At 72.5% G+C, this 24,471-nt stretch carries 22 protein-coding genes; 10 read left to right on the forward strand and 12 right to left on the reverse strand.

Translation table 11 applies throughout. From position 1 onward, the window contains the following. Nucleotides 1-9: 9 nt before the first annotated feature. From ACFWPQ_RS43785 to ACFWPQ_RS43800, 4 genes are all read right to left on the reverse strand, one after another. Nucleotides 10-2,886: an AAA family ATPase gene (locus ACFWPQ_RS43785; RefSeq protein ID WP_384048314.1), complete on the reverse strand. Its 2,877-nt coding sequence runs from the start codon at nt 2,884-2,886 to the stop codon at nt 10-12. A 136-nt stretch (nt 2,887-3,022) separates the two neighbouring features. Continuing rightward, entirely contained in the window at nt 3,023-3,376 is a 354-nt protein-coding gene (locus ACFWPQ_RS43790) for a UBP-type zinc finger domain-containing protein (protein ID WP_384048317.1), read from the reverse strand. Continuing rightward, entirely contained in the window at nt 3,373-4,848 is a 1,476-nt protein-coding gene (locus tag ACFWPQ_RS43795; RefSeq protein ID WP_384048320.1) for an ATP-binding protein, read from the reverse strand. Before ACFWPQ_RS43795 ends, ACFWPQ_RS43790 begins: the two co-directional genes overlap by 4 nt. Beyond that, nucleotides 4,845-6,521 carry an FAD-dependent oxidoreductase gene (locus ACFWPQ_RS43800; RefSeq protein WP_384048322.1) on the reverse strand — a complete coding sequence of 559 codons (1,677 nt, stop codon included), beginning with the start codon at nt 6,519-6,521 and terminating at the stop codon, nt 4,845-4,847. The genes ACFWPQ_RS43795 and ACFWPQ_RS43800 overlap by 4 nt, the downstream gene beginning before the upstream one ends. Nucleotides 6,522-6,711: 190 nt before the next feature. On the opposite strand from ACFWPQ_RS43800, the gene ACFWPQ_RS43805 reads away from it, so the two are divergent. Continuing rightward, complete coding sequence (locus tag ACFWPQ_RS43805; RefSeq protein WP_384048325.1) at nt 6,712-7,581, forward strand: universal stress protein; 870 nt, start codon at nt 6,712-6,714, stop codon at nt 7,579-7,581. 21 nt (nt 7,582-7,602) lie between these two features. On the opposite strand, the gene ACFWPQ_RS43810 is transcribed toward ACFWPQ_RS43805, so the two are convergent. The 3 genes from ACFWPQ_RS43810 to ACFWPQ_RS43820 form a co-directional block, all read right to left on the reverse strand. Further along, on the reverse strand, nt 7,603-8,838 hold the full coding sequence (locus ACFWPQ_RS43810; protein ID WP_384048328.1) for a DUF4032 domain-containing protein: 1,236 nt from the start codon (nt 8,836-8,838) through the stop codon (nt 7,603-7,605). Nucleotides 8,839-8,862: 24 nt separating this feature from the next. After that, the gene (locus tag ACFWPQ_RS43815) at nt 8,863-9,612 is read right to left on the reverse strand and encodes an MBL fold metallo-hydrolase (protein ID WP_384048331.1); all 750 of its coding nucleotides are present in this window, start codon (nt 9,610-9,612) and stop codon (nt 8,863-8,865) included. 85 nt (nt 9,613-9,697) lie between these two features. Continuing rightward, nucleotides 9,698-10,324: an alpha-ketoglutarate-dependent dioxygenase AlkB gene (locus tag ACFWPQ_RS43820; RefSeq protein WP_384048334.1), complete on the reverse strand. Its 627-nt coding sequence runs from the start codon at nt 10,322-10,324 to the stop codon at nt 9,698-9,700. Between the two features lie 120 nt (nt 10,325-10,444). Here ACFWPQ_RS43820 and ACFWPQ_RS43825 point away from each other — a divergent pair, with 120 nt between their 5' ends. Both ACFWPQ_RS43825 and ACFWPQ_RS43830 read left to right on the forward strand, forming a co-directional pair. Then, a complete protein-coding gene (locus ACFWPQ_RS43825) occupies nt 10,445-11,101 on the forward strand; it encodes a TetR/AcrR family transcriptional regulator (protein WP_384048336.1) in 657 nt (218 codons plus the stop codon). Between the two features lie 17 nt (nt 11,102-11,118). Further along, a complete protein-coding gene (locus ACFWPQ_RS43830; protein WP_384048402.1) occupies nt 11,119-12,792 on the forward strand; it encodes an FAD-binding dehydrogenase in 1,674 nt (557 codons plus the stop codon). 122 nt (nt 12,793-12,914) lie between these two features. Here the strand turns inward: ACFWPQ_RS43830 and ACFWPQ_RS43835 are convergent, their stop codons facing one another. After that, on the reverse strand, nt 12,915-13,262 hold the full coding sequence (locus tag ACFWPQ_RS43835) for a DUF488 domain-containing protein (RefSeq protein WP_384048339.1): 348 nt from the start codon (nt 13,260-13,262) through the stop codon (nt 12,915-12,917). A gap of 166 nt (nt 13,263-13,428) precedes the next feature. On the opposite strand from ACFWPQ_RS43835, the gene ACFWPQ_RS43840 reads away from it, so the two are divergent. The 4 genes from ACFWPQ_RS43840 (at nt 13,429) to ACFWPQ_RS43855 (ending at nt 18,321) form a co-directional block, all read left to right on the forward strand. Beyond that, nucleotides 13,429-14,832, forward strand: a complete 1,404-nt coding sequence (locus ACFWPQ_RS43840; protein WP_384048342.1) for a M1 family metallopeptidase — start codon at nt 13,429-13,431, stop codon at nt 14,830-14,832. 156 nt (nt 14,833-14,988) lie between these two features. Further along, on the forward strand, nt 14,989-15,732 hold the full coding sequence (locus ACFWPQ_RS43845) for a hypothetical protein (protein ID WP_384048345.1): 744 nt from the start codon (nt 14,989-14,991) through the stop codon (nt 15,730-15,732). A gap of 31 nt (nt 15,733-15,763) precedes the next feature. After that, nucleotides 15,764-16,465 (forward strand): response regulator transcription factor, encoded by a 702-nt coding sequence (locus ACFWPQ_RS43850; RefSeq protein WP_384048348.1) that lies wholly within the window; start codon nt 15,764-15,766, stop codon nt 16,463-16,465. Then, complete coding sequence (locus tag ACFWPQ_RS43855) at nt 16,462-18,321, forward strand: ATP-binding protein (RefSeq protein ID WP_384048351.1); 1,860 nt, start codon at nt 16,462-16,464, stop codon at nt 18,319-18,321. The genes ACFWPQ_RS43850 and ACFWPQ_RS43855 overlap by 4 nt, the downstream gene beginning before the upstream one ends. On the opposite strand, the gene ACFWPQ_RS43860 is transcribed toward ACFWPQ_RS43855, so the two are convergent. After that, nucleotides 18,314-18,568: a WhiB family transcriptional regulator gene (locus ACFWPQ_RS43860; protein ID WP_089102668.1), complete on the reverse strand. Its 255-nt coding sequence runs from the start codon at nt 18,566-18,568 to the stop codon at nt 18,314-18,316. The two genes, ACFWPQ_RS43855 and ACFWPQ_RS43860, sit on opposite strands and share 8 nt — an antisense overlap. 114 nt (nt 18,569-18,682) lie before the next feature. After that, a complete protein-coding gene (locus ACFWPQ_RS43865) occupies nt 18,683-19,897 on the reverse strand; it encodes a saccharopine dehydrogenase family protein (protein WP_384048354.1) in 1,215 nt (404 codons plus the stop codon). A 131-nt stretch (nt 19,898-20,028) separates the two neighbouring features. Between ACFWPQ_RS43865 and ACFWPQ_RS43870 the strand changes: the two genes are divergently transcribed. Then, entirely contained in the window at nt 20,029-20,730 is a 702-nt protein-coding gene (locus tag ACFWPQ_RS43870) for a TetR/AcrR family transcriptional regulator (protein ID WP_384048357.1), read from the forward strand. Between the two features lie 110 nt (nt 20,731-20,840). Here the strand turns inward: ACFWPQ_RS43870 and ACFWPQ_RS43875 are convergent, their stop codons facing one another. Next, the gene (locus ACFWPQ_RS43875; RefSeq protein ID WP_384048360.1) at nt 20,841-21,731 is read right to left on the reverse strand and encodes a LysR family transcriptional regulator ArgP; all 891 of its coding nucleotides are present in this window, start codon (nt 21,729-21,731) and stop codon (nt 20,841-20,843) included. A 94-nt stretch (nt 21,732-21,825) separates the two neighbouring features. Here ACFWPQ_RS43875 and ACFWPQ_RS43880 point away from each other — a divergent pair, with 94 nt between their 5' ends. Beyond that, nucleotides 21,826-22,443 (forward strand): LysE/ArgO family amino acid transporter, encoded by a 618-nt coding sequence (locus ACFWPQ_RS43880; protein WP_384048363.1) that lies wholly within the window; start codon nt 21,826-21,828, stop codon nt 22,441-22,443. A gap of 128 nt (nt 22,444-22,571) precedes the next feature. After that, a complete protein-coding gene (locus tag ACFWPQ_RS43885) occupies nt 22,572-23,876 on the forward strand; it encodes an MFS transporter (protein WP_384048365.1) in 1,305 nt (434 codons plus the stop codon). A gap of 5 nt (nt 23,877-23,881) precedes the next feature. Here ACFWPQ_RS43885 and ACFWPQ_RS43890 read toward each other — a convergent pair whose 3' ends face one another. After that, entirely contained in the window at nt 23,882-24,331 is a 450-nt protein-coding gene (locus ACFWPQ_RS43890; protein ID WP_384048368.1) for a cyclic nucleotide-binding domain-containing protein, read from the reverse strand. Between the last annotated feature and the right edge of the window lie 140 nt (nt 24,332-24,471).

The raw sequence follows: 24,471 nt of genomic DNA on the forward strand, positions 1-24,471 counted from the left end.
CCCGTCTGATCACCCCTGCGCCGTCGGCTCGGGGGTGATCAGGCGTTCCCGGTAGGCGATCGCCACCGCCTCCGTACGGCTCGCCGCGCCCAGTTTGGCGAGGATGTTGGAGACGTGGACGCTCGCCGTCTTGCCGGTGATGAACAGCTCCTCGCCGATCTGCCGGTTGCTGCGGCCCAGCGCCAGCAGCCGCAGCACGTCCTGCTCGCGTGCGGTCAGCGGCGGGACCGAGTTCTCCGCCGGCGCCGACCGGCGCAGCAGCGTGTCCGCCCGCTCCAGCAACGGCGCGGCCCCCAGGGCCGCCGCCGTCTCCCGGACCGCCCGCGCCTGCTCCCCGGCGTCCGCCCGCCGGCCGTCGGCGGCGAGGGCCTCGGCGTACCGCAGCCGCACCCGCGCGGCCTCGTACACGTCGCCGTCCGTGAACGCGGCCACCGCCTTCTCCCAGGCCGCGGTGGACGGCCCGGAGCCGGCCCGGGTCCACTCGGCCTCGGCGCGGGCCAGCCAGGCCTGTCCCTCCGGACCCTGCCCCGCGGCCGTCGCCCGCGCCAGCTCCACCAGTTCACCGGCGACATCGCTCCAGCGGTCGCCGCCGGCGCCGCCGTGCCGTTCGGCCGCCGCCCGGTCCGCGACCGCAGCCAGCGCGAGCGCGGCCAGTCGGACCGTCACATGGGGTGCCCGCCCCAACTCGTCCGAAAGCACCGCGACCGCGTCCCGCGCCCGTGCCACGGCCTCCTCCGCATCGCCCCGCAACGCGGCCGCGTCGGTCAGCACGATCCCTCCGACGAACGTGCCCATCCAGTCGAACGGCTCCCCGAGCAGCGCCCTCGCCCGCTCCACCACATCCGGCTCGCCCCGGGCCAGCGCGATGTACAGCACGGCCCCCTCGGCGAAGCCCGGCGCCGGATCCGCGCGGGCCACCCGCAGACACTCGTCCCACTGCCCCAGCGTGAAGAGCACCAGCAGCCGCAGATACCGCATCTCCAGGGCGTACGGCGAGGACAGCAGCCCCGCATGCCGGGCCCGGTCGAGCCCCTCGGTGATCCACGGCAGGCACTCGCGCAGCTCGCCCGACTCGAAGCAGCCGATGGCCAGGGTGAACAGCGCCCGCATCTCCACCGGCGTGTCCCCGGCCGACCTGGCCAACTCGCGTGCCTCCCGGAGCCGCTCCCGCCCCTCCAGGGTGCGGCGCCCGCCGCCCTCCAGACGGGCCAGGGAGATCAGCAGGTCGGCCCGGGCGGCGGTGGCGCCGATCCGCTCGGCGACCTCCAGGGCCTGCCGCGCGACCCGCAGCGCCGTGTCGTCGTCCCCGACCTGGCGGGCCGCCATGACATGGGTGGCCGCCGCCCACACCCAGGTCCGGGACGGCGGTTCGGCGGGGATCATCGCGAGCGCCTCGCTGCTGTAGGCGAACGCGGCGGCGAGGTTGTCGACCGTCATGAGGTTCCCGGCGAGGGTGTAGCGCACCCGGGCGGCGAGTTCGGGATCCGCGTCCTGCCCGGTGCCGGCCAGCGCGGCCCGGGTCAGGGACACCGCCCGGTGCGCGTCACCGGAGTGCGCGGCCGCCGCCGACGCCCGCAGCGTCAAGGACACCGGGTCCAGCCCCTCACCGGCGGGCCGCGTCTCGCAGGACACGGCCGGCCACAGGTCCAGGGCCGCCTCCAGATGCCGCAGCTCCTCCGCCGGGGCACCCACCCGCCGGGCGTGGTCCGCGGCCTCCACGGACGCGGTCAGCGCCTCGGGCAGATCGTGGCTCTCCCGGTAGTGGTACGCCCGCTCGGCCGCCGTCTCCGCCCCGCCCCCGCGCGCCGCGAGCAGCCTGGCGTACGTGCCGTGCAGCCGCGCCCGCTGCCCGGGCAGCAGATCGCCGTAGACGGCCTCGCGCGCGAGGGCATGCCGGAAGGCGTACGTGTCCCCGTCCCCGGCGACGAGCAACTGCCGCCCCACGGCCTCCCGCAACGCCGACTCCAGCTCCTCCTCCGGTAGTCCGACCGCGTCCCGCAGCAGATCGTGCCCCACCCGGCGCCCGGCCACCGCGGCCGTCCGCAGCACCTGCTGGGCCGTCTCCGACAACTGCTCGACCCGGATCAGCAGCAGATCGGCGAGCCCCGTCGGCATCCCGTCCGTGTCGGCGGCGGCCACCAGCTCCTCCGTGTAGAAGGCGTTGCCCTCGGCCCGTTCGACGATGTCCCGCACCGTCGCCTCGGACAGCGGCCGCTCCTCCAGCGCCCGCACCAGCCGTGCCACCTCGGCATCGGCCAGCCGCCGCACCTCCAGCCGCTCCACACCGGGCAGCCGCACCAGCTCGGCGAGCAGTGGCCGCAGCGGATGCCGCCGGTGCAGATCGTCGGCACGGTAGGACGCCAGCACGGCGAGCCGCCGGGGGAGCACCCCCCGGCTCAGCAGGAACCGCAGCAGGTCACGGGACGACTGGTCGGCCCAGTGCAGATCCTCCAGGACCAGCAGCAGCGGCGCGGTGACCGCGAGCTCGGCGAACAGCCCGGCCACGCCTTCGAAGAGCCGCAGCCGCGCGTCCGCGTCGCGGGCGGAGTCCGAGGCGGCACCGAGGAGACGTTCCACAGCCGGATGGGCCGCGAGAACCCCCGAGAACCGCTCATCACCCGCCAACGCCCCGAGGATCTCGGTGAAGGGCAGATACGGCAGCCCCACATCCCCGAGATCCACACAGTGCCCGGTGACGACGGTGGCTCCGACGGTGAACGCCCGAGCCGTGACTTCGTCGAGCAGCCGGGTTTTCCCGACCCCAGCGTCCCCGGCGACCAACACGGCCTGCCCATTACCGCTCCGGGCACGCTCCAGCACTCCGCCGAGGCGGAGCAGTTCTTCGTCCCGACCGATCAGGGGAGTGCTAAACGATCTCTGTGACACGCCCACATCCTGACAAGGGACCAGCCGAGTTACCAGGGGCGCGGGGCTGTATTGATTTGCGGCTCCGCCGCGGGGCGCGACCAGCCACGACGCACGCGCAGCCGCCATCGCCACAGCCCCCCACCCCGCTAGGCGATCAACCCCGCAACACCCGAGCCCAGTCCTCCGGCACCCGCTCCGCAGGACCCGGCACCGACTGATCCGCAGGATGACTCACCGGCGGCGCCAACTCCGGCCCCGCCTCGAAGAGTTCATCCGTCTCGTAGTTCCAGAACCACCCCTCGCCCGGCTCGTAACTACGGATCACCGGATGCCCGGTCTCATGGAAGTGCGCCGTCGCATGCTTCGCCGGCGAGTCGTCGCAACACCCGATGTGCCCGCACTGCGCACACCGTCGCAGATGGAACCACCAGCCCCCCGCCGCGTCGCACTCCACACACCCGGCACCGCTCGGCGGAACGTTCGTGTCTATCGCGGTGTCGCCACTCATACTGCCTCCACGGCTGTCTCGGATTCCTCGGGCGTCTCGGCGGTCAGCGGAAGCAGCACCTGGAACCGGGTGTCGCCGGGTTCCGACTCCACCCGCATGGTGCCGTGATGCTTGTTCACGACGATCCGCCACGAGATGTCCAGACCGAGCCCCGTGCCCTGCCCCACGGGCTTGGTCGTGAAGAAGGGGTCGAAGATCCGGTCCTTGATCTCGGGCGCGATCCCGCTCCCGGTGTCCCGGAACTCGACCAGCAGTTGCTCGTGGTCGAGCGCCGTCCGCACGGTCAGCGTGCCGTGTCCGTCGCCCTCGGCGCCGTCCTTCATCGCGCAGACCGCGTTGTCGATGAGGTTGGTCCACACCTGGTTGAGCTCGGCGGGGTAGGCGGGCACGGGCGGGACCGTACGGTCGTACTCCTTGACGACCTGGATGTCCTGCCCGATCTTCCCGGACAGCATCAGCAGGGTGCTGTCGAGGAGTTCGTGCACGTCCACCTCCCGGAACGGCGCCCGGTCCAGCTGGCTGTACTGCTTGGCCGCGTCGACGAGGTGCGAGATGCGGGTGGTGGAGTCCTCGATCTCGTTCATCAACAGCTCGGTCTCGATGGTGTAGTTGAGCCAGCCGACCGAGTTCGGCAGGATCTCCTCGTCGACGGCGGCCGCGACCTGTTCCAGCCAGTCGACGTCGAGCCCGGCCTGCACGAACGTCGGCGCGATCTCCCAGCCGCGGTCGATGCCGTGGTCCTCCAGCCAGTCCGTGAGCTCGTCCTCGCAGTCGGCGGCCTCCAGCGGGCTGAGCGACGACGCCTTGGCGACCCGTTCCGCCGTGCGCTCCTGGATCTCGATCAGACCGGACAACTGCTCCCGCGAGAACGGCCCTCCGGCGATGATGGCGAGCTTGTGCCGCATCTTCGCCACCCGCTCGCGCAGTGTCGACGTGGCCCGCACGGCCGCCGCGGCCGGGTTGTTGAGCTCGTGGGTGAGTCCGGCGGACAACGAGCCGAGGGCCAGCAGCCGTTCGCGCTGCCCGATCGCCGCCTGGGTGTTCTTCGAACCGAAGAACAGGCCCTCCAGGAGGTGCACGGCCATCGGGAACCAGTCCTGCATGATCTCCGCGAACGTGTCGGCCGGCAGCACGAAGAACCGCGTCGGCTCGGTCACCCGCATCGTGTTGTTGTACGCCTGCCGCACCCGGTCCCCGAGGTAGGCCTGCATCGCGCCCGCGTACACCCCGGCCTGCGAGGTCCGGGTCACCTCGACGTCGTCCCCGCCGACCTGCCGGGAGAGCACCACAGTGCCCTCGACCATCACGTAGAAACAGGTGGCCGGGTCACCCTCGGTGTAGACGGGGCCCGGCTGGAACAGCTCCACCCGGCCCGCCGCGCACAGCCGCCCGAGCTGCTCCGGCTCCAGCTTCTCGAACAGGAACAGCGCGCCGATCTCCTTCGGGCTGCACGGCATCGGCTGCCCGCTCATGACTGCTCCAGATACCGGTGGACAAGCATCACTGCCATGGCTCCTTCTCCGACGGCGGACGCGACACGCTTGGCGGACTCGGCGCGTGCGTCGCCCGCCACGAACACGCCGGGAATGCTGGTCTCCAGGTGGTACGGCGGCCGGTCCAGCTCCCAGCCCGCCGGTGGCCGTCCGTCGACGGTCAGGTCCGGCCCGGCCAGGATGAACCCGCGTTCGTCCCGCAGCACCGTGTCACCGAGCCAGTCGGTGAGCGGTGCCGCCCCGATGAAGACAAACATCCACTGGGCGTCGACCTGTTCCCGGTCCCCGCTCTGCACATGGCGCAGGGTGAGCTGCTCCAGGCGCTCCACGCCGTGCGCGGCGTCCACCACCGTGTGGCTGCGCACGGTGATGTTCGGGGCCTCGCTGATCTGCTGGATCAGGTAGTACGACATCGACGCCGCCAGGTCGGGGCCGCGGACCAGCAGGGTCACCGACTTGGCGAACCGGGACAGGTACATCGCCGCCTGGCCGGCCGAGTTGGCGCCGCCGACGATGTACACGTCCTGGCCCTGGCAGGAGGTCGCCTCGGTGAGCGCGGAGCCGTAGAACACCCCGCAGCCGGTCAGGTCGATGCAGCCCTCCGCCTCCAGCTGCCGGTACTGCACTCCCGTCGCCAGGATCACGCTGTGCGCCGCGACCGCCGAGCCGTCCGCGAACCGCACCACCCGCGCGGCCCCGTTGATCTCCAGGCCGGTGACCTCGCGGGCGGTCAGGATCTCCGCGCCGAACTTGGCGGCCTGCCGCCGGGCCCGGTCGGTGAGCTGGGCGCCCGAGACGCCGTCCGGGAAGCCCAGGTAGTTCTCGATCCGCGAGCTCTGCCCGGCCTGCCCGCCGGTCGCCGACCGCTCCACGAGCACGGTCCGCAGCCCCTCCGACGCCCCGTACACGGCCGAGCCGAGCCCGGCCGGGCCGCCGCCGATCACCACGAGGTCGTAGAAGTCCGCCGTCGGCGTCGTCGCGAGCCCCACGCGCGCGGCCAGTTCCGGGGCCTCGGGCTCCACCAGGGGCGTGCCGTCCGGGGTGATCACCAGCGGCAGCCGCGTCCCGTCGGCCTCGGCCGCGGCCAGCAGCCGCTGCCCCTCCGGCTCCTCGACCGAGTACCAGCGGTACGGCACCTGGTTGCGGGCCAGGAACTCCCGCACGTCCGAGGACCGCGCCGACCAGCGGTGCCCGACCACCTTGGTGGCCGGCACCGGCTTGTAGTCGCTGGCCCGCCAGGCGTCGAGCAGGTCGTCCAGGACCGGGTAGAGCTTCTCCTCCGGGGGGTCCCAGGGCTTGAGCAGATAGTGGTCCAGATCGACGACGTTGATCGCGTCGATCGCCGCGTTGGTGTCCGCGTACGCGGTCAGCAGCACCCGCCGCGCGCCCGGGTACACGTCCAGGGCCTGTTCCAGGAACTCGATGCCGTTCATCTGCGGCATCCGGTAGTCGGCCAGGATCACCGCCACCAGGTCGCCGCGGAGTTTCAGTTCGCGCAGTGCCTCCAGCGCCGAGTCGCCGGACTCCGCGCGCACGATCCGGTACGACGCGCCGTAGCGGCGCCGCAGGTCCCGGGCGACGGCACGGGACACTCCCGGGTCGTCGTCCACGGTCATGATGACGGTCCGTGCCGCGTCGGCAGCCTGTGCCATACGTCTCCCACCCCGAGCCGTTGGTTCCACGGGACGACGGGCCCTCCGCGAGGAGTGCGGCCACCGTACCGGTTCCCGCCCATCGTATGTTCGATCGCCCGCCTGCGCTCTTGTACGACGGTGCACGGCGGGCACCCGCCGGTGCGCGAGACTGATCACGCAGACGCGGAACCGACGAGGAGGCCGGTGCATGACACGCCCGATCACGGCAGGGGTCGACGGTACGGAGGAGAGCCTCGCCGCTCTCGACTGGGCGGCCCGGGAGGCGGTGCGCCGCGGGCTGCCGCTGCGGGTGGTGCACGCCTGGCGGTTCGAGGCGCACGAGGCGGTCGGCGGTGACCGGGAGACGCAGCGCGGGTGGGTGTCCGACGGGGTGGCCGAGTCGGTGCGGGCGATCACCGGGCGGTATCCGGAGCTCGCGGTGGGCGTCGACGTGGTGGAGGGCGGCCCGGTCGAGGTGCTCGTGGACGCGGCCGCCGGCGCCGAGCTGCTGGCGCTGGGCTCGCGCGGGCACGGCCGGGTCGTCGGCTTCCTGCTGGGGTCCGTCGGCCAGCAGGTGATCGCCGAGGCCGCCCGGCCCGTGGTCCTGGTGCGGGCCGGGGACCGCCCTGCGGCCGAGGCCGCGGGGCGGGAGGTCGTCGTGGGGCAGCAGGGCACCGCGGAGGACAGCGCGGCCGCACTGGAGTTCGCCTTCGAGACGGCGGCGGCCCGCGGCGCCACGGTCCGGGTGGTGCGGGCCTGGACCCTGCCGCCCGTCTTCGCCTACAGCCCCGGCTCGCTGAAGCTGCTGGACGAGGCCGGCGGCATGGAGCCCTTCGAGAGGAAGGCGCTGTCGGAGGCGGTGCGGCCGCTGCGCGAGCGGTTCCCGGGGGTGCCGGTCGCCGAGCACGTGGAGATGGGCAGCGCGGGGCAGGTGCTGCTGTCGGTGGCCGGGCGCGCCCAGCTGATGGTCGTCGGGCGGCGCGCCCACCGCACGGCGGTCGGCGCGCGCATCGGGTCGGTCGCGCACGGGGTGCTGCACCACGCCGACTGCCCGGTGGCCGTGGTCCCGCACGACTGACCCACGGGACGCGCGCCCGGTTCACTCAGGGGTGACCGGCTCCAGGGTCTCCCGCGCCTTGGGCAGCACGTTCTCGATGTAGTCCTCGACCGCCTTGTCCAGGCCTATGTCGTGTTGTGCGTGCTCGGACAGGTACCAGCGGTGCTCCAGCAGCTCGTGGTAGATCTCCGCCGGGTCCATGGAACCGCGCAGCTCCGGCGGTACGGCCCGCACGGTGGGGCGGAAGACGTCCCGCACCCACCGGTGGGCCAGCACCTCGGGCCGGGCCGCGAGGGGATCGCCGGGGACGTAGTCGTCCTGGGTGGCCATCCAGCTCTCCAGGTCGTTGAGCAGCCGCCGGGCCTGGTTCTCCTCGGCGTCCAGGCCGGTCAGCCGCAGCAGCTGGCGCTGGTGGTGACCGGCGTCGACGACCTTCGGCACGAACGTGACCGAGTCGCCGTTGGAGGAGTGCTCGATCTGCATCTCGGCCACGTCGAAACCGAGGTCGTTGAGCCGCCGGATCCGGCGCTCGATGTACTGGTACTTGCCGGCCGGGTACACCGAGGTCCGGGTCAGCTCCTCCCACAGCTCGCCGTAGCGGGTGCAGATCTCGAACCCGAACTCGATCGGGTCCAGCGACGGGTGCAGCGCCCCTGACGCCTCCAGGTCGAGCAGTTCCCCGCTGATGTTGACCCGGGCCAGGTCGAGGTCGTACTCCCGCTGCCCGTTGCTCAGCTGCGGGTGCAGGTCGCCGGTCTCGGCATCCACCAGGTAGGCCGCGTACGCGCCCGCGTCCCGCCGGAACAGGGTGTTGGACAGCGAGCAGTCGCCCCACGCGAACCCGGCCAGGTGCAGGCGTACCAGCAGCACCGCCAGGGCGTCCATGAGGCGGTGCATGGTGGCCGGGCGCATGGTCGTCTCGAACATCGAGCGGTACGGCATCGATCCGCCCAGGTGCCGGGTGACCAGCACCGACTCCAGCGGTTCGCCGTCCGGGTCGAGGCGGCCGGTGATCACGGCGAGCGCGTCCACCGCGGGGATGCCGAGCCGGTCCAGGTCGCGCAGCAGCTCGTACTCGCGCAGCGCCGGGCGCTCCGCCAGCTCCTTCACCGCGATGACCTCGCTGCCGGCCCGGGCGTAGCGCACCACGTGCCGGGAGATGCCCCGGGGGAGCGGCACGAGGTACTCCTCGGGCCACTCCTCCAGCGGGACGTCCCAGGGGAGTTCGAGCAGGAGCGCGGGGTGCTCCGGGTTGGTGGCGCTGATCTGCAAGGCCATGGGACGAACCTTAAGGCCGGAGGGTTACGAGGCCAGCTCCCGGGCCCGCTCGGCGGCCGCCCGCACCGAACCCCGGTGCAGCGGGCCGTGGCCCGGCAGCAGGGTGTCGCCGTCGAGCTCGCCGATCACCGCCAGCGAGGCGAGGGCCCGGTCCCGCTGGTGGTGGAACATGTCGGGCAGCAGCTGCGGCCCCTGGATCCGTGACGTGCGGTGGCCGCTGACCAGGGCGTCCCCGGAGATCACCAGCCCGGCGTCGGGCAGGTGGTAGACGGTGTGCCCGTCGGTGTGACCGGGGGTGTGCACCGGGGCGGGGCGGCCCGGCAGATCGAGGGGGCCGTCGGCGACCGGGAACGCCTCGGGCGTCTTGACCGGGTGCTGCTCGGTGCCGCCGACGCGCAGCACGTGCACCAGCCACGGCACGACACCCGGCCGCCAGGCGTTCTTCACCACCTCGCCCACGGACACCTGCTGGAGGAAGTCCCGCCGGGCGTGCGGCACTTCGGCCTCGTGCAGATAGACCGGTGTGCCGTGGGCGTCGCGCAGGTACTCGGCCGAGCCGAGGTGGTCGTTGTGCGCGTGGGTGATCAGGACGGCCGCCACCGCCTCCGGTGAACTGCCCACCTCGGCGAGGGAGTCGAGCAGCCCCTGCCGGTCGCCGGGGTAGCCGGTGTCCACCAGCGTGACGGCGTCGCCATCCTTGAGGATCACCCAGTTGGTGTGCTGGCCGTGCACCAGATAGGCGCCCTTGCCGACTTCGTGTACCGCTGCCCGCATGATCACTCCGGCTTGCCCGTTCGTGCCGATCGAAACGGAGGACAGCCAACCACATGCGGCGGGCCGCCCGTTGCCGAGGCCCAGGTCACCGCACCCCGTGTGGCCGGAACTGGATGCTGATCCGCGGCCCGGCGGCCCGGGTCGTCTTCGGTACGCAGTGCTCCCACGTCCGCTGGCAGGAGCCGCCCATCACGATCAGGTCGCCGTGGCCGAGCGGGCGCCGGACCGAGGGACCCCCGTGCAGGGGGCGCAGCAGCAGGTCGCGGGGCGCGCCCACGGAGAGGATGGCGACCATGGTGTCCTCGCGGGCGCCCCGGCCGATCCGGTCGCCGTGCCAGGCGACGCTGTCCCGGCCGTCGCGGTAGTAGCAGAGCCCGGCCGTGGCGAACGGCTCGCCCAGCTCCTCGGCGTAGTGCCGGGTGAGCGCCTCGCGGGCCTCGGTGAGGACGGGGTGGGGGAGCGGGTCGCCGGCGCCGTAGAAGGCGAGCAGGCGCGGTACGTCCACGACGTTGTCGTACATCGTGCGGCGCTCGGCATGCCACGGGACGTCCGCCGCCAGCTGTTCGAACAGTGCGTCGGCGCCGCTCAGCCAGCCGGGCAGTACGTCGATCCAGGCGCCGGAGCCCAGCGCGGTCCGGCCGATGCCGTCGAGGCCGCCGAGCCGCAGCTCGTCGGTCTGGTCGAACAGGGAGCCCTGGAGGTGCGTGGCCATGGAGCCAGCGTACTCCCTAATCGAAAGCGTGTTCCATTCGAATTCTCCGGGCGGGGCGCCGGAGGCCTTTCGATACGTTGATGTATCCGATACATTCACGTATCGAACGGAGGCCGGTACATGACAGCGAACGGCGGTGCGCCCCAGCGCGTGACCCGGCGGCGGGTGCGGACCCGCGCCCGGCTGCTGGACGCCGCGTTCACCGTGTTCGCCGCCAAGGGCTTCGGGCGGGTCTCCATCGAGGAGGTCTGCGAGGCCGCCGGGTTCAGCCGGGGCGCCTTCTACTCCAACTTCGCCACCCTCGACGAGCTGTTCTTCGCCCTCTACCGGGAGCGCGCCGACCTCATCGCCCGGCAGGTCGCCGACGCGCTCGCCGGCGACGGCACCGACCTGGACGTACCGGCCTCCGTGGACCGGGTCACCGACGTGCTGCTCCTCGACGTGGACTGGCTGCTGGTGAAGACCGACTTCCTGGTGCACGCCGCCCGGGACCCGGCCGTCGCCGGGATCCTCCTCGACCACCGCACCCGGCTCCGCCAGGCCATCGCCGACCGGCTCTTCCGGGCCCGCGGCCACACCCCGGTCCCCGCCGTCCTCGGCGATGCCGACGGCGCCGCGCACGCCGTGGTCGCCGCCTACGACGGAGTCACCGTCCAGCTGCTGCTCGACAGGGACGTGGACCGGGCCCGCACCTGGCTCAAGCAACTGCTCACCGCGCTGCTGACCGACGGCAGCACCCACCCCGCAGGAACGAACGGCACCACCCACCCCGTATGAGAAGGGCATCAGTCGCCATGGACGCGGACGTCATCGTCGTCGGAGCCGGCCTCGCCGGTCTGGTCGCGGCGCACGAACTCACCAGCAGGGGCCGGCGGGTCGCCCTGGTCGACCAGGAGAACGCCGCCAACCTCGGCGGCCAGGCGTTCTGGTCCTTCGGCGGGCTCTTCCTCGTCGACTCGCCCGAACAGCGCCGCCTCGGCATCAAGGACTCCTTCGACCTGGCCTGGAACGACTGGCAGGGCAGTGCCCAGTTCGACCGGAAGGACGACGAGGACTCCTGGGCGATGCGCTGGGCGCGCGCGTACGTCGAGTTCGCGGCGTACGACAAGCGGCCCTGGCTGCACAGCCACGGCATCAGCCTGCTGCCGACCGTCGGCTGGGCCGAACGCGGCGACCTGCGCGCCCACGGCCACGGCAACTCCGTCCCCCGCTTCCACGTCGCCTGGGGCACCGGCACCGGCGTGGTCGAGCCGTTCGCCCGCTACGCCAAGCAGGCCGCCCGCGACGGGCTGCTCACCTTCCACCACCGCCACCAGGTCGACGAACTCGTCGTCCAGGACGGCGAGGTGCGCGGCGTGCGCGGCACGGTCCTCGCCCCCGACGACTCGCCGCGCGGCGTCGCCTCCAACCGCGACCGCCTCGGCGACTTCGAACTCACCGCCCAGGCCGTCGTCGTCACCACCGGAGGCATCGGCGCCAACCACGACATCGTCCGCCGCTACTGGCCCGAACGCCTCGGCACGCCCCCCGCCGAGATGGTCACCGGCGTCCCCGCCTATGTGGACGGCCGCATGCTCGACATCAGCGCCGAGGCCGGCGTCCGCCTGGTCAACCGCGACCGCATGTGGCACTACACCGAGGGCATCCAGAACTGGAACTCCATCTGGCCCGGCCACGGCATCCGCATCCTCCCGGGCCCCTCCTCCATCTGGCTCGACGCCCTCGGCCGCCGCCTGCCCGACCCCTGCCTGCCGGGCTACGACACCCTCAACACCCTCAAGTACCTGCGCACCACCGAGGACATCGCCGGATACGACCACTCCTGGTTCGTCCTCACCCGGAAGATCGTCGAGAAGGAGTTCGCGCTCTCCGGCTCCGAGCAGAACCCCGACATCACCGCCAAGGACCGCAAGGCCGTGCTCCGCGACCGGCTGCTCGGCAAGGGCGCGCCCGGCCCGGTGCAGGCCTTCCTCGACCACGGCGCGGACTTCGTCACCGCGAGCTCCCTGGACCAGCTGGTGAAGAAGATGAACGGCCTCACCGACAAGCCACTGCTCGACACGGCCGAGGTACGCCGCCAGATCGTCGCCCGCGACCTGCAGATCGACAACTCCTACAGCAAGGACTCCCAGGTCCAGGGCATCCACAACGCCCGCCGCTACATCGGCGACCGCCTCGGCCGGGTCGCCACCCCGCACCGCATCCTCGACCCGGCCGCGGGACCGCTGATCGGCGTCAAGCTGCACGTCCTCACCCGCAAGACCCTCGGCGGCATCCAGACCGACCTGGACTCCCGCGCCCTCGGCGCCGACGGGCAGCCGATCGGCGGGCTGTACGCGGCCGGCGAGGTGGCCGGCTTCGGCGGCGGCGGCGTGCACGGCTACAACGCGCTGGAGGGCACGTTCCTCGGTGGCTGCCTGTTCTCGGGCCGGGCGGCGGGACGCGCGGCGGCGCAGCAGACCGCCTAGGCGCTCCGCTGGAAGTGCCGCGATGGGCCGGCTGCCTTCTGCGGCGCCGTCGGGGCCGGCCGCGCAGTTCCCCGCGCCCCTACGGGGCGCTGCCGAACCGCAGTGAAATTCGCCGGACCCGGTTAGGCGGTGAGGAGCCGCGCCAGCACGGTGGCGTGGCTCTCGTCCGGGGTCTTGGAGGAGGTGAGCAGGGTCACCGGCCCCTTCCGGGTCAACTCCCGCAGGCCGTCGAGGAGTTCGGCGGTCTCGGGAGCGGTGAGCTCTGCCTCGTAACGGCGCACGAACTCCTCGTACGACCCGCCGGCGTGGAACCAGCGGCGCAGTTCGTCCGACGGTGTCAGCCCCTTCGGCCACTCGTCCACGTGCGCGACCTCCTTGGACAGCCCGCGCGGCCACAGCCGGTCCACCAGGACGCGCACCCCGTCCGCCGGCTCGGGCGACTCGTAGATCCTGCGGACGCGCACGCTCACGGTCGATGCACCTCTCGGTTCGCTGTCGGTGGCGCGAGCGTATGCGGCGGGCCCGCGCCGCGGGCTGCCGACGCGGCGCGGCTTGACCAGAATGAGGGGGAAACGCGGACACCCGCGCGCCTAGTCTGTGGGCCACTGATCATCGGCCACCCCCCAAGGAGTCCATGTGCAGGGCGCAAGCAGACGTACCGCAGTCCTCCGCCGCGAGGCCGTCCTCGCCACCGTCCCGGTCGCCGTGGCGGCGCTGCTGGCCGGCGCCGGAACGGCCTCGGCGAGCACCATAGGCGGCGCGGGCGCGGGCGACCCCTACTTCCCGCTCAGCGGCAACGGCGGCTACCACGTCAGCCACTACGACCTGACGCTCCGCTACGACACCTCGTCCCGGCACCTCGACGGCAAGGCGGTCCTCACCGCCCGCGCCACCGAGAAGCTCACCCGCTTCGACCTCGACCTCAGCGGCCTGAAGGTCACCAAGGTGACCGTCGACGGCCGGACCGCGCGTTTCAGCCGCAGCGGGCAGGAACTCGTCGTCACGCCGGCGCGGGCGCTGGCCAAGGGCCGGGACTTCCGGGTCACCGTGCTGTACAACGGCACGCCCAAGCAGGTCACCGACCCGGACGGCTCGGCCGACGGCTGGATCCGTACCGACGACGGCGCGTTCGTCGCCGGGGAGCCGCAGGGCGCGATGACCTGGTTCCCGGGGAACAGCCACCCCAAGGACAAGTCGTCGTACGACTTCACGATCACCGTCCCCAAGGGCCGCACCGCCGTCGCCAACGGCGTCCTCCTCGGGCAGCACACGTCCGACGGCCGCACCACCTTCCGGTGGCGCCAGACCGAGCCGATGGCCGCGTACCTCGCCACCGCCACGGTCGGCAAGTTCAAGGTCGAGCAGTACACCACCCGGGACGGGATCAAGGTCTACAACGCGGTCGACCCGCGCGAGGCGAGCGGGTCCGCGGCGGTGCTGAAGAAGCTGCCGTCGGTGCTGGAGTGGGAGAGCAAGCTGTTCGGGCCGTACCCGTTCCGCTCCGCCGGGTCGATCGTCGACCACGCGCCGAGCGTCGGCTACGCGCTGGAGACGCAGGGCCGGCCGATCTACGACTCGGCGCCGGACCTGAGCACGCTCGTGCACGAGAACGCCCACCAGTGGTTCGGCGACTCCGTCTCCCTCACCGCCTGGAAGGACATCTGGCTCAACGAGGGCTTCGCCACGTACGCCGAGTGGCTGTACAGCGAGCAGCACGGCGGGGACAGCGCGCAGAAGACCTTCGACGCGCTGTACGCCAAGCCGGCGAGCGACGAGCTGTGGGCGTACCCGCCGGCGGATCCGGGCAGCGGGAAGAACATCTTCGGCACGCCGGTCTATGCGCGGGGCGCGATGGCGCTGCACGAGCTGCGGAAGGCGGTCGGGGACGCGGTGTTCTTCCGGATCCTGCGGGACTGGGCCGCGCAGCACCGGTACGGACACGGGACCACCGCGGAGTTCGTGAAGCTCGCGGAGAAGGAGTCGGGGAAGGACCTCGGTTCGCTGTTCCAGACGTGGCTGTACAAGAAGGGCAAGCCGTAGGGGTAGTTGTTCGGGTGCAGGCGCGTGGGGGCTGGTCGCGCCCACGCGGCGGCAGCCGCAGACAGACACAGCCCCGCGCCCCTGAAGGGGCGCGTCTCCACTAACAAATGTCAAAAGCTGACGAGTTTCTTACAAGCGTCGGTCAGGGTCTGTCTCATGATCCATCGCAGAGCCGCCGTCGCCCTTCTCGCCGCCTCCCCCGTCCTGCTCTCCGGGTGCGGGGGCGGCGCCGAGGCCGCGCCGAGCCGGTCGGAGGACGACCGGCCGGTGCGGGAGACGGCGTCCCCCACACCCGAGAGCAGCAGCCCGCAGCCGAGCGGCATACCCGGGCTCGGGCCCGTAAGGACGGCCGCGATACCCGAGCGGGCGGAGCAGGTCGTCGTGGCCAGCGGCCGGGGCAAGGACTCACCGCTCTCCACCGTCGTGCTCTACTCACGCGACGACGACGTCTGGCAGCCCGGCGCCCGTTGGCCCGCGCACAACGGCAGGGACGGCTGGAGCGAGCACCACATGGCCGGGGACCTGCGCTCGCCCGTCGGCGTGTACGGGCTGACCGATGCCGGGGGGCTGCTCGCCGACCCCGGGAGCAGGCTGCCGTACCACCAGTCCTACGGCTTCACCTCGCCCGGGACCGGGTTCGAGGGCGAGTCGCTGGAGGGTTCCTTCGACTACGTGATCGCCATCAACTACAACCGGGAGCCCGGTACCTCACCGCTCGACTGGACCCGGCCGATGGGTGCGAAGCGGGGCGGTGGCGTGTGGCTGCACGTCGACCACGGTGGTCCGACGCACGCCTGTGTGAGCGTCGCCAAGGCGCACATGAAGGAGCTGCTGCGCGCCCTCGACCCGGACCGGCATCCGGTCGTCGTCATGGGGCACGCCGACTGGCTCGCCCAGTAGGCCACCCGAACTCCGCTTAGGATCCGAACCTGTGTGCGCACATGTGCTGGTCGCCGAGGACGACGAGATGCAGGCCGAGCTGATCCGGAGATCGCTGCTCGCCGAGGGGCACAGCGCGACCGTGGTCCATGACGGGGCCGCGGCGCTCGACGCGGCCCGGCGGCTCGGGCCCGACCTGGTCGTCCTCGACCTGATGCTCCCGGTGATCGACGGCTTCGGCGTCTGCCGGGTGCTGCGCGGCGGCGATCCGGAGATCCCGGTGCTGATGCTCACGGCCCGGTCCGACGAGGACGACGTGCTGCTCGGCCTGGAGCTGGGCGCCGACGACTACATGACCAAGCCGTACAGCCCACGCGAGCTGATGGCCCGGATCCGGACGATCCTGCGGCGCAGCGGGCGGGCCGCCGCCGTCCGGGAGGAGGAACCAGCGGTGACCGCCGCCGGGATCAGCGTCGATCCCGTGCGGCACCAGGTGCGCTGCGACGGACAGCCGGTGGAGGTGACCCCGGCCGAGTTCCAGATCCTGCTCGCCATGGCGGGGGAACCGGACCGGGTTTTCACCCGGCGGCAGCTGCTCCAGTGCACCCGCGGCTTCGACCGCTCCTCCACCGAACGGGCCGTCGACGTCCACGTGATGAACCTGCGCCGGAAGATCGAGGCCGATCCCCGGCGACCGGTGCGGCTGGTGACCGTGTTCGGCGTCGGCTACAAGCTGAGCGGAGGCCGGCCGTGAAGCCCCGGATACCGTGGCGCAAACGGCTGCTGGTCCGGCTGCTGTTCACCTCGGTGCTGATCGCCCTCTGCTCCGTGGCCGCCACCGCCTGGCTCGCCGTGACCACCACCACCAGCGCACTGGAGGAGGAGCAGGGGCAGGACCTCGCCGCCGACAACAAGATCCTCGCGGAGCTCAGCGGGTACGCGGCGGACCACCCCGACTGGTCCGGGGTGCAGCACACCGTGCGGGAACTGGCCGCGAAGACCGGCCGCAGGATCGCGCTGACCACCGCCGACCGCACGCCGATCGCCGACTCGGCGCTGCACGACACCCCGCTGCCGCCACGGCCGGCCGCCGCCGTGGACCCCCTGCACACCGACACCTACACCGAGTTCGGCGCCCAGCTCAGCGGCATCGACCCGCGCGCGGTCGGCCCGTTCCGGCTGACCGGGCCGGAGCGCGAGAAGCTGGACGCGCTCGCGAAGCGGGAGCAGGAGTGCTTCGACGAAATGGGGGTCCGGAGCACCGTCCAGCACACTCCGGGCGGGCGGCCCCATGTCGTCGTGGACGAGGCGACGGACACCGCCCTCTACCTCAAGGTCAAGTGCGGCAACGTCTACGGCGAGTCGACCGCCGAGACGAGGGACGCGCTCGACTTCCCGACCGCCACCGAGACCAAAGCCCTCGACGCGCTGGCCGACCTCGCCCGCCCCTGCCTCCGGGCCAGGGACATGGACCTCGGCGGCTCGCTGTCCCTCACTTACGACACGACGGGACGCGACCCGGTCTCGGGCGGCTTCCTCGTCACGAACAAGGGGGTCGAGCGGAAGACGGACCAGACCGCGAAGGAGTGTGTCCTCAACGCCCGGCGCACCCAGCTCCAGCCGTACGTCGCCCCGGCCGCCGAACTCTTCCTCGGCATCGGCGACCAGACCGCACCCCGCTTCGACATGTCCCCGGCCAACAAGGCCAGGATCGTCGGCGCGGCCGGTCTGGTCCTCGCCGTCACGGTCGCCGTCACCGCCGTCGTCGCCATGCGCCTGGTACGGCCGCTGCGCGCGCTCACGGCCGCCGCTCAGCAGCCGCCCGAACTGCACGTCCGGGCGCCAGTACGCACCCGGGACGAGACCGGGCTGCTGGCCGAGGCGTTCAACGACCTCACCGAGCGCCGGGAGCGCCTGGAGGAGCAGCGCAAGGCGATGGTCAGCGACATCGCCCACGAACTGCGCAGCCCCCTCACCAACATCCGCGGCTGGCTGGAGGTCACCCGGGACGGCCTCGTCGACCCCGACCCGGCCCTGCTGGGCTCCCTGCACGAGGAGGCCCTGGTCCTGCAGCGGATCATCGACGACCTCCAGGACCTGGCCGCCGCCGACGCCGGCACCCTGCGCGTGCACCGCGAACCGGTGCGCGCCGCCGACCTGGTCGACCAGGCCGCCGCCGCCCACCGGGTCGCCGCCGGCGCGGCCGGGGTCACCCTGCTCACCGACACCGACGGCACCGCCTGGCTCCACGCCGACCCGGTGCGGATGCGGCAGGCCCTCGGCAACCTGGTCTCCAACGCGATCCGGCACACCCCCGCCGACGGCACGGTGACGCTCGCCGCCCGCCGTGACGGCGACGACGTCGTCCTCACCGTCACCGACACCGGCCCGGGCATCGCCGCGGACGACCTCCCGCACGTCTTCGAGCGGTTCTGGCGCGCGGAGAAGTCCCGCAGCCGCCGTACCGGAGGCAGCGGCCTCGGTCTGCCGATCGTGCGCCATCTGCTCGCCGCCCACGACGGCACCGCCGAGGTGCGCAGCGAACCGGGCAAGGGCGCCGAGTTCACCCTGCGGCTGCCGGCCGCACCGGCCCCGGCCGACGTCAGCTGAACCGGCGCGCCGCCCGCTGCCGGCGCCGGGCCAGCAGTCGGCGCTCCGCTTCGGTGGTACCGCCCCAGACGCCGATCGCCTGCCCGCTCTCCATCGCCCAGCGCAGGCACGGCTCCTGCACCGGGCAGCGCTCGCAGACCGCCTTCGCCCGCCGCGTCTGGTGCAGCGACGGGCCGGTGGTGCCGATCGGGAAGAAGAGGTCGGGATCCTCGTTGCGGCACTCGGCGCGGTCTCGCCAGTCATCCATCGAAGTCACCTGCGATCCAAGTCGACTCTGCCGTTGCGGGTGCGCGTTGCTCGGATCCGGGTCACCGCAGCGGGCGCGGCCGAAACGGCCAAGTCCTCTGGAATGCGCGGGCGGTCACTGCTCGCGCAGACCCCAGGGGGAGCCGTATTCGGTCAGCAGGTCGAGGAACGGGCGGGCCGGGAACGCCTCCGGGCCGAGGACGCCCGAGCCCGACCACGCGCCGGTGGCCAGGAGTTCGAGGGCGACGACCGGGTTGAGGGCCGTCTGCCACACCACGGCCTGACAACCGTACTCCGCCATCGACCACTCGTTGTCGACAACGTGGTAGAGATACACCTCCCGCGGCTGCCCGTCCCTCACCCCGCGCACCCAGGTGCCCGCGCAGGTCTTGCCGCGCATGCGCTCGCCCAGCGTCGCCGGGTCGGGCAGCGAGGCGGCGACCACGTCCCGGGGCGAGACCGCGACCGGGCCGTCGGCACCGGGCACGGTCACCGGGGTGGTGCGGTCCAGGCCCAGCAGGTGCAGCGTCCTCAGCGTCTCGATGAACTCGGTCCCGAGCCCGTACTTGAAGGTGACCCGCCGTGCGTCCACCCAGCGCGGTACCAGCAGCACCTCCTCGTGCTCGACGTTCACGCACTCCACCGGCCCGATGCCCGCCGGAAAGTCGAACACCTCGGGCTCGCTGAACGGGGCGGTCGTGAACCAGCCGCGCCCCTTCTCGTACACGACGGGCGGGTTGAGGCACTCCTCGATGGTGGTCCAGATGCTGAAGGAGGGTGCGAAGTCGTAGCCGTCCACGGTCAGGTTCGCGCCGTCGCGGATGCCGATCTCCTCGATCTCGTCGAAGAGCTCGTCTGCCGCGTACCGGGCGAACACGTCCGACAGACCGGGCTCCACCCCCATGCCGACCAGCGCCAGCGCACCCGCCTTCTCCCACTCCCCGGCCAGCGCGAACTGCTCGTCACCGAGCTTCACCCCACACTCCTCGTACGGCTGCTCGGGATGCGGCCGGGACAGCGACATCGCCATGTCGAGATAGCTCGCGCCGGCCTTCCGGGCGGCCCGGAACAGGGGCATGACGAAGCGCGGGTCGGTGGCGTTGAGCAGCACGTCGCAGCCGTGCCGGGCCAGCAGTGCGGCGACGGCGGCCTCGTCACCGGCGTCGACGCGCTCGGCGCGGAACCGGTCGTCGCCGACGGCCGCCACCGCCGCCTCGGCACGCGCCGGGTCGTAGTCGGCGACCACCATCAGGTCGAAGAACGGCCGCCGGGCGGCGATCCGGGTGACGGCGGTGCCCACACCACCGGCTCCCACGAGCAGTACACGCATGCGGGGATCTCCTTCTGGGACAGAGAGCGAGGTCGAGTACGGGGGCGCCTGGGCCGGAATGAAACGCCGGGCCGTCATCGTAAGGTCAATGGCGTTGGCATAAGAGCGGTGAGAACGGCAGGGAGCGTGCGATGCCCAAACCGGTCGTACCGGAGGAGAAGCGCCGCAGGCGCCGCCCCACCCGCGGCGGCACGGTGCTCTCCGAGCGGCTGATCGTGGAGACCGCGCTGCGCCTGCTGCGCGAGCACGGCAGCGCGGGCCTGACCGCCCGCCGCCTGGGCCTCGCCCTCGACTGCGACCCCAGCACCCTGTACCGCTACTTCCGGGGCATGGACGACCTGACCCTGGCGATCGGCGACGCCCTCATCGGCCAGGCGCTGGCCGGCTGGACGCCGACGGGGGAGTGGCGGACCGACCTGCGCACGATCGGCCTGCGCATCCACGCGCAGTACGTCGCCCACCCGCAGGCGGCCCTGCTGACGACGAACCGGGTGACCGGCCGGGCCCACGAACTCGCCGCCGACGAGGCGGTCCTGGACGTCCTGCGCACGGCGGGCTTCTCACTCCCCGAGACTGTGCGCGTCTACCACGCCTTCATCGACCAGACCCTGGCCTTCGCAGCCCTGGACGCGGCCTCCCTCGCCCTCCCGAAGGACTTCCAGCGCGCCGACGAGGACAAGTGGAACTCGACCTACGCCCGCCTCCCGCACACGACCCACCCCCGCATCGCCGAGGCGTCCCGCCTGCTGGCGAAGCGCATGGTGACGAGCGCCTATCCCACGGCGTTGGAAATGCTCCTGGACAGCGCAGAACGGCACTTGGAAGCGCCCTGAGCTGGGGCGTCCCTGAAAGGGGCGCGGGGCTGTTTCCGATATGCGGCTGCCGCCGCGTGGGCGCGACCAGCCCCCACTCACCCGCAGCCGCAAGACCGCCGGCCGCCCCCCTACGGTTGGCGCAACGCACCCCCCGCCGCCCGCAGGACCGCCTCCGCCACCGCCCCCAAAGCCGGCGAATCCAGCTTCCACTGCTGCCAGTACAACGGCACGTCCACCCACAGCTCCCGCCCACCGAGCCGCACCAGCCGCCCCTCCCGCAACCGCGGTTCCGCCTGCGGCTCCGGCACCATCCCCCACCCGAGCCCGGCCGTCACCGCGTCCACGAACCCCTCGGACGTCGGCACGTGGTGCCGCAGCGCACTCGCGCCCGCACCCCCCAGCCGCCGTACGAACCCGTCCTGGAAGTCGTCGACCCGGTCGAACACGATCACCGGCGCCTCGGCCAGCGCATCCGGCAGCACCCCCGTCAGACACGCCGCCGCGAACTCCGGCGCGGCCACCGGCAGGTACCGCATCCGCCCCAGCGCCCGCACCGAACACCCCGGCACCGCGTCCGGCGACGAGGTCACCGCCGCCATCACCAGCCCCTCCCGCAGCAGCGCGGCCGTGTGGTCCTCGTCCTCCCGCCGCAGTTCGACGAAGACGCCCGGCAACCCGGTCAGCGCCGCCAGGAACCACGTCGCCAGCGAGTCCGCGTTGACCGCGACCGACACCCGGGTCGGTGCCCCGGCCCCGCTCATGCCGAGTTCGCCGCGCGCGTCCCGCTCCAGCCGGGCCAGCTGCCGGGCGAACCGGACGAGCACCTCGCCCGACTCCGTCGGCCGCACCGGCTTGGTGCGCTGGAGCAGCACCCGGCCCGTGCGCTGCTCCAGCGCCTTCACCCGCTGGCTGACCGCCGACGGCGTCACATGCAGGGCCGCGGCCGCCGCGTCGAACGTGCCCTCGTCCACCACCGCGAGCAGGGTCCGCACCTGGTCGAGGGGAAGCTCCACCGCCACCCTCCTTCCTCGGATCGTCCTACTTCAGTACTGCTAAAGGTACGTAAAAATCTTTAGCTGTACCCACGGTGATCGCTTCCGTAGCGTCGAGGGCATGTACAGCACCCTCGCCGCCGCTGCCGCAGGCTTCGGCAGCGGCCTTTCGCTCATCGTCGCCATCGGCGCCCAGAACGCCTTCGTGCTGCGCCAGGGCATCCGCCGTGACGCGGTCCTCGTGGTCGTCGGCATCTGCGCGCTCTCCGACGCCGCCCTCATCTCGCTCGGCGTCGGCGGGGTGGGCGCGATCGTCGTGGCCTGGCCGGGGGCGGTACGGGCGGTCGGGCTGATCGGCGGCGCCTTCCTGCTCTGCTACGGCGCCCTGGCCGCCCGCAGGGTCCTGCGGCCCGGCACCGGCGGCCTGCGCGCCGAGGGCGAGGCGGCCGGGTCCCGGCGCCGGGCGATACTGACCTGCCTGGCCATGACCTGGCTCAACCCGCACGTCTACCTGGACACCGTGTTCCTGCTCGGCACCCTGGCCGCCGACCGGGGCGACCTGCGCTGGACCTTCGGCCTCGGTGCCGCGCTGGCCAGCCTCTGCTGGTTCACCGTCCTCGGCTTCGGGGCCCGGCTGCTCGGCCGCTACCTCGCCGGGCCGGGCGCCTGGCGGGTGCTGGACGGGCTGGTGGCGCTGACCATGATCGGGCTCGGCGTGATGCTGGTGGCGGGATCCTGAGGCGCCCGGACCCCGGAGCGGCCGCATCCTGAGACAACCGGTTCGGCAGCGGCAGAAGTTGCTGGGATAGTGAACCTGCAATCGAAAGATGTAGCGGGCATCGAGAAGAGCGGGACACCAGGAACTCCGTGGACACCAGCGAGAGCGGCACCCAGTCCGACACCCAGACCCCCGACGACGCCACGGCCGCCCCGCCCCGGAGCGGCTGGCGACGCTGGGCGATGGACACCCGCCCGCTGCGCATCCCGGCCTACCGCCGGCTGTGGACCTCGACCATCGTCACCTCGGTCGGCAGCCAGCTGACCGCCGTGGCCGTGCCCAAGCAGATCTTCGACATCACCGGGTCGTCCGCCTGGGTCGGCGCGGCGAGCCTCGCCGGGCTGCTGCCGCTGATCGTGTTCGCGCTGTGGGGCGGCGCGGTCGCCGACACCATGGACCGCCGCAAACTGCTGCTGATCACCAACATCGGCATCGGTGTCACCTCGCTGCTGTTCTTCGTCCAGGCGGCCACCGGGATGAAGTCCGTGGCCGCGCTGATGGTGCTGCTCGCGATGCAGCAGGCGTTCTGGGGGCTCAATGCGCCCGCCCGGACCGCCTCCATCGCCCGGCTGGTCCCCGAGGCGCAGCTGCCCGCCGCCAACGCGCTCGGCTCGACGGTCATGCAGACCGGGCAGGTGGTCGGTCCGCTGCTCGCCGGTGCCCTGATCCCCGTCATCGGGCTGCCCGAGCTGTACCTGATCGACGCGCTGGCGCTGTGCGTGACGGTGTGGGCGGTCTACCGGCTGCCCGCGCTGCCGCCGCTGGCGGGCGCGACGGCACGGCGCGCCGGGATCCGCGAGATCGCCGAGGGCTTCCGGTACATCTCGATGCACAAGGTGCTGCTGCTGTCGTTCCTCGCGGACATCATCGCGATGGTCTTCGGCATGCCCCGCGCCCTCTTTCCGCAGCTCGCCGCCCAGACGTACGCCTCGTACGGCGAGGGCCTCGCGCTCGGCCTGCTCTTCGCGGCGATCCCCGTCGGCGCGGTCCTCGGCGGGCTCTTCTCCGGTACCTTCTCGCGGGCCCGCCGGCACGGCTGGATGGTGATCGGCGCGGTCGTCGGCTGGGGCGCGGCGATCGCCGGGTTCGGGCTGAGCCGCAACCTCTGGGTCGCCGTGGCCTTCCTGGCCGCCGCCGGGGTCGCCGACATGGTCTCGATGGTCTTCCGCGGCGCGATCCTGCTCTCCGCCGCGACCGACGAGATGCGCGGCCGGATGCAGGGCGTGTTCACCGTGGTGGTCGCGGGCGGTCCGCGGCTGGCCGACGTGCTGCACGGCACCGCGGGCTCGGTCTTCGGTCCGCGCGCGGCGGTCGCGGGCGGCGGCCTGCTGGTGGTCGTGGTGATGCTGGCCCTGGCCGCCGCCGTCCCGGCCCTGCGCCGCTACCGCGTCTGACCCGGCTACGCCGGCCGTCGCCCGACGTACGCGTCGAGGAGCTTGCCCCGGGTGACCTCCAGCCGGCTGGCGAGGATCTCGGCGACGGTCCGCACCAGGGACAGACCGAGCAGCGGATCCTCCACGCACAGCGCCAGCACGGCCGAGGCGTCGTACTCGTAGGCCCGTACCTGGCTGAAGGCCACCGCTCCGAAGTCCCAGGTGTACGGCGGAAACAGCCAGGACCAGCCGAGCAGGTCGCCCGCGCCCAGAGTGGCGACCGTGACCCGTTTGCGGGACGTCACCTCCTGGTCGAGGTTGACCGCTCCGGAGCGGATCACCCAGAAGCGGTCCGCGGTGCCGCCGGCCTCGAAGATCCTGCTGTCCTCGGGGAAGGACACCTCGTGAGCCAGTTCCATGAGGCGCTCGCGCTGGGCCTGGGGCAGGGCGGTCAGCAGTTTGATGGCTTTGGTCATGGCACGGGGCTCCTCGCCGGCGAGGGTACGGGGTGCACTCCCTACGCCCATTTCAGCCGCTGCCGCCCGGCCGGGCACCTCGAAGAGGGCGGGAATCGCCGCCGGGAGGCGGTCCGGGCATGAAAAAGCCCTGGCTGGAC

Source organism: Streptomyces sp. NPDC058464, from assembly GCF_042721035.1.
In the GTDB taxonomy this organism is placed as follows: Bacteria; Actinomycetota; Actinomycetes; order Streptomycetales; family Streptomycetaceae; genus Streptomyces.

Coding starts and splice junctions, on each gene's coding strand:
- ACFWPQ_RS43810 (WP_384048328.1), bottom strand. CDS start 8,838: ATGGCCTTGCAGATCAGCGCCACCAACCCGGAGCACCCCGCGCTCCTG.
- ACFWPQ_RS43800 (WP_384048322.1), bottom strand. CDS start 6,521: ATGGCACAGGCTGCCGACGCGGCACGGACCGTCATCATGACCGTGGAC.
- ACFWPQ_RS43815 (WP_384048331.1), bottom strand. CDS start 9,612: ATGCGGGCAGCGGTACACGAAGTCGGCAAGGGCGCCTATCTGGTGCAC.
- ACFWPQ_RS43860 (WP_089102668.1), bottom strand. CDS start 18,568: ATGGATGACTGGCGAGACCGCGCCGAGTGCCGCAACGAGGATCCCGAC.
- ACFWPQ_RS43825 (WP_384048336.1), top strand. CDS start 10,445: ATGACAGCGAACGGCGGTGCGCCCCAGCGCGTGACCCGGCGGCGGGTG.
- ACFWPQ_RS43865 (WP_384048354.1), bottom strand. CDS start 19,897: ATGCGTGTACTGCTCGTGGGAGCCGGTGGTGTGGGCACCGCCGTCACC.
- ACFWPQ_RS43890 (WP_384048368.1), bottom strand. CDS start 24,331: ATGACCAAAGCCATCAAACTGCTGACCGCCCTGCCCCAGGCCCAGCGC.
- ACFWPQ_RS43805 (WP_384048325.1), top strand. CDS start 6,712: ATGACACGCCCGATCACGGCAGGGGTCGACGGTACGGAGGAGAGCCTC.
- ACFWPQ_RS43795 (WP_384048320.1), bottom strand. CDS start 4,848: ATGAGCGGGCAGCCGATGCCGTGCAGCCCGAAGGAGATCGGCGCGCTG.
- ACFWPQ_RS43880 (WP_384048363.1), top strand. CDS start 21,826: ATGTACAGCACCCTCGCCGCCGCTGCCGCAGGCTTCGGCAGCGGCCTT.
- ACFWPQ_RS43870 (WP_384048357.1), top strand. CDS start 20,029: ATGCCCAAACCGGTCGTACCGGAGGAGAAGCGCCGCAGGCGCCGCCCC.
- ACFWPQ_RS43830 (WP_384048402.1), top strand. CDS start 11,119: ATGGACGCGGACGTCATCGTCGTCGGAGCCGGCCTCGCCGGTCTGGTC.
- ACFWPQ_RS43790 (WP_384048317.1), bottom strand. CDS start 3,376: ATGAGTGGCGACACCGCGATAGACACGAACGTTCCGCCGAGCGGTGCC.
- ACFWPQ_RS43845 (WP_384048345.1), top strand. CDS start 14,989: ATGATCCATCGCAGAGCCGCCGTCGCCCTTCTCGCCGCCTCCCCCGTC.
- ACFWPQ_RS43820 (WP_384048334.1), bottom strand. CDS start 10,324: ATGGCCACGCACCTCCAGGGCTCCCTGTTCGACCAGACCGACGAGCTG.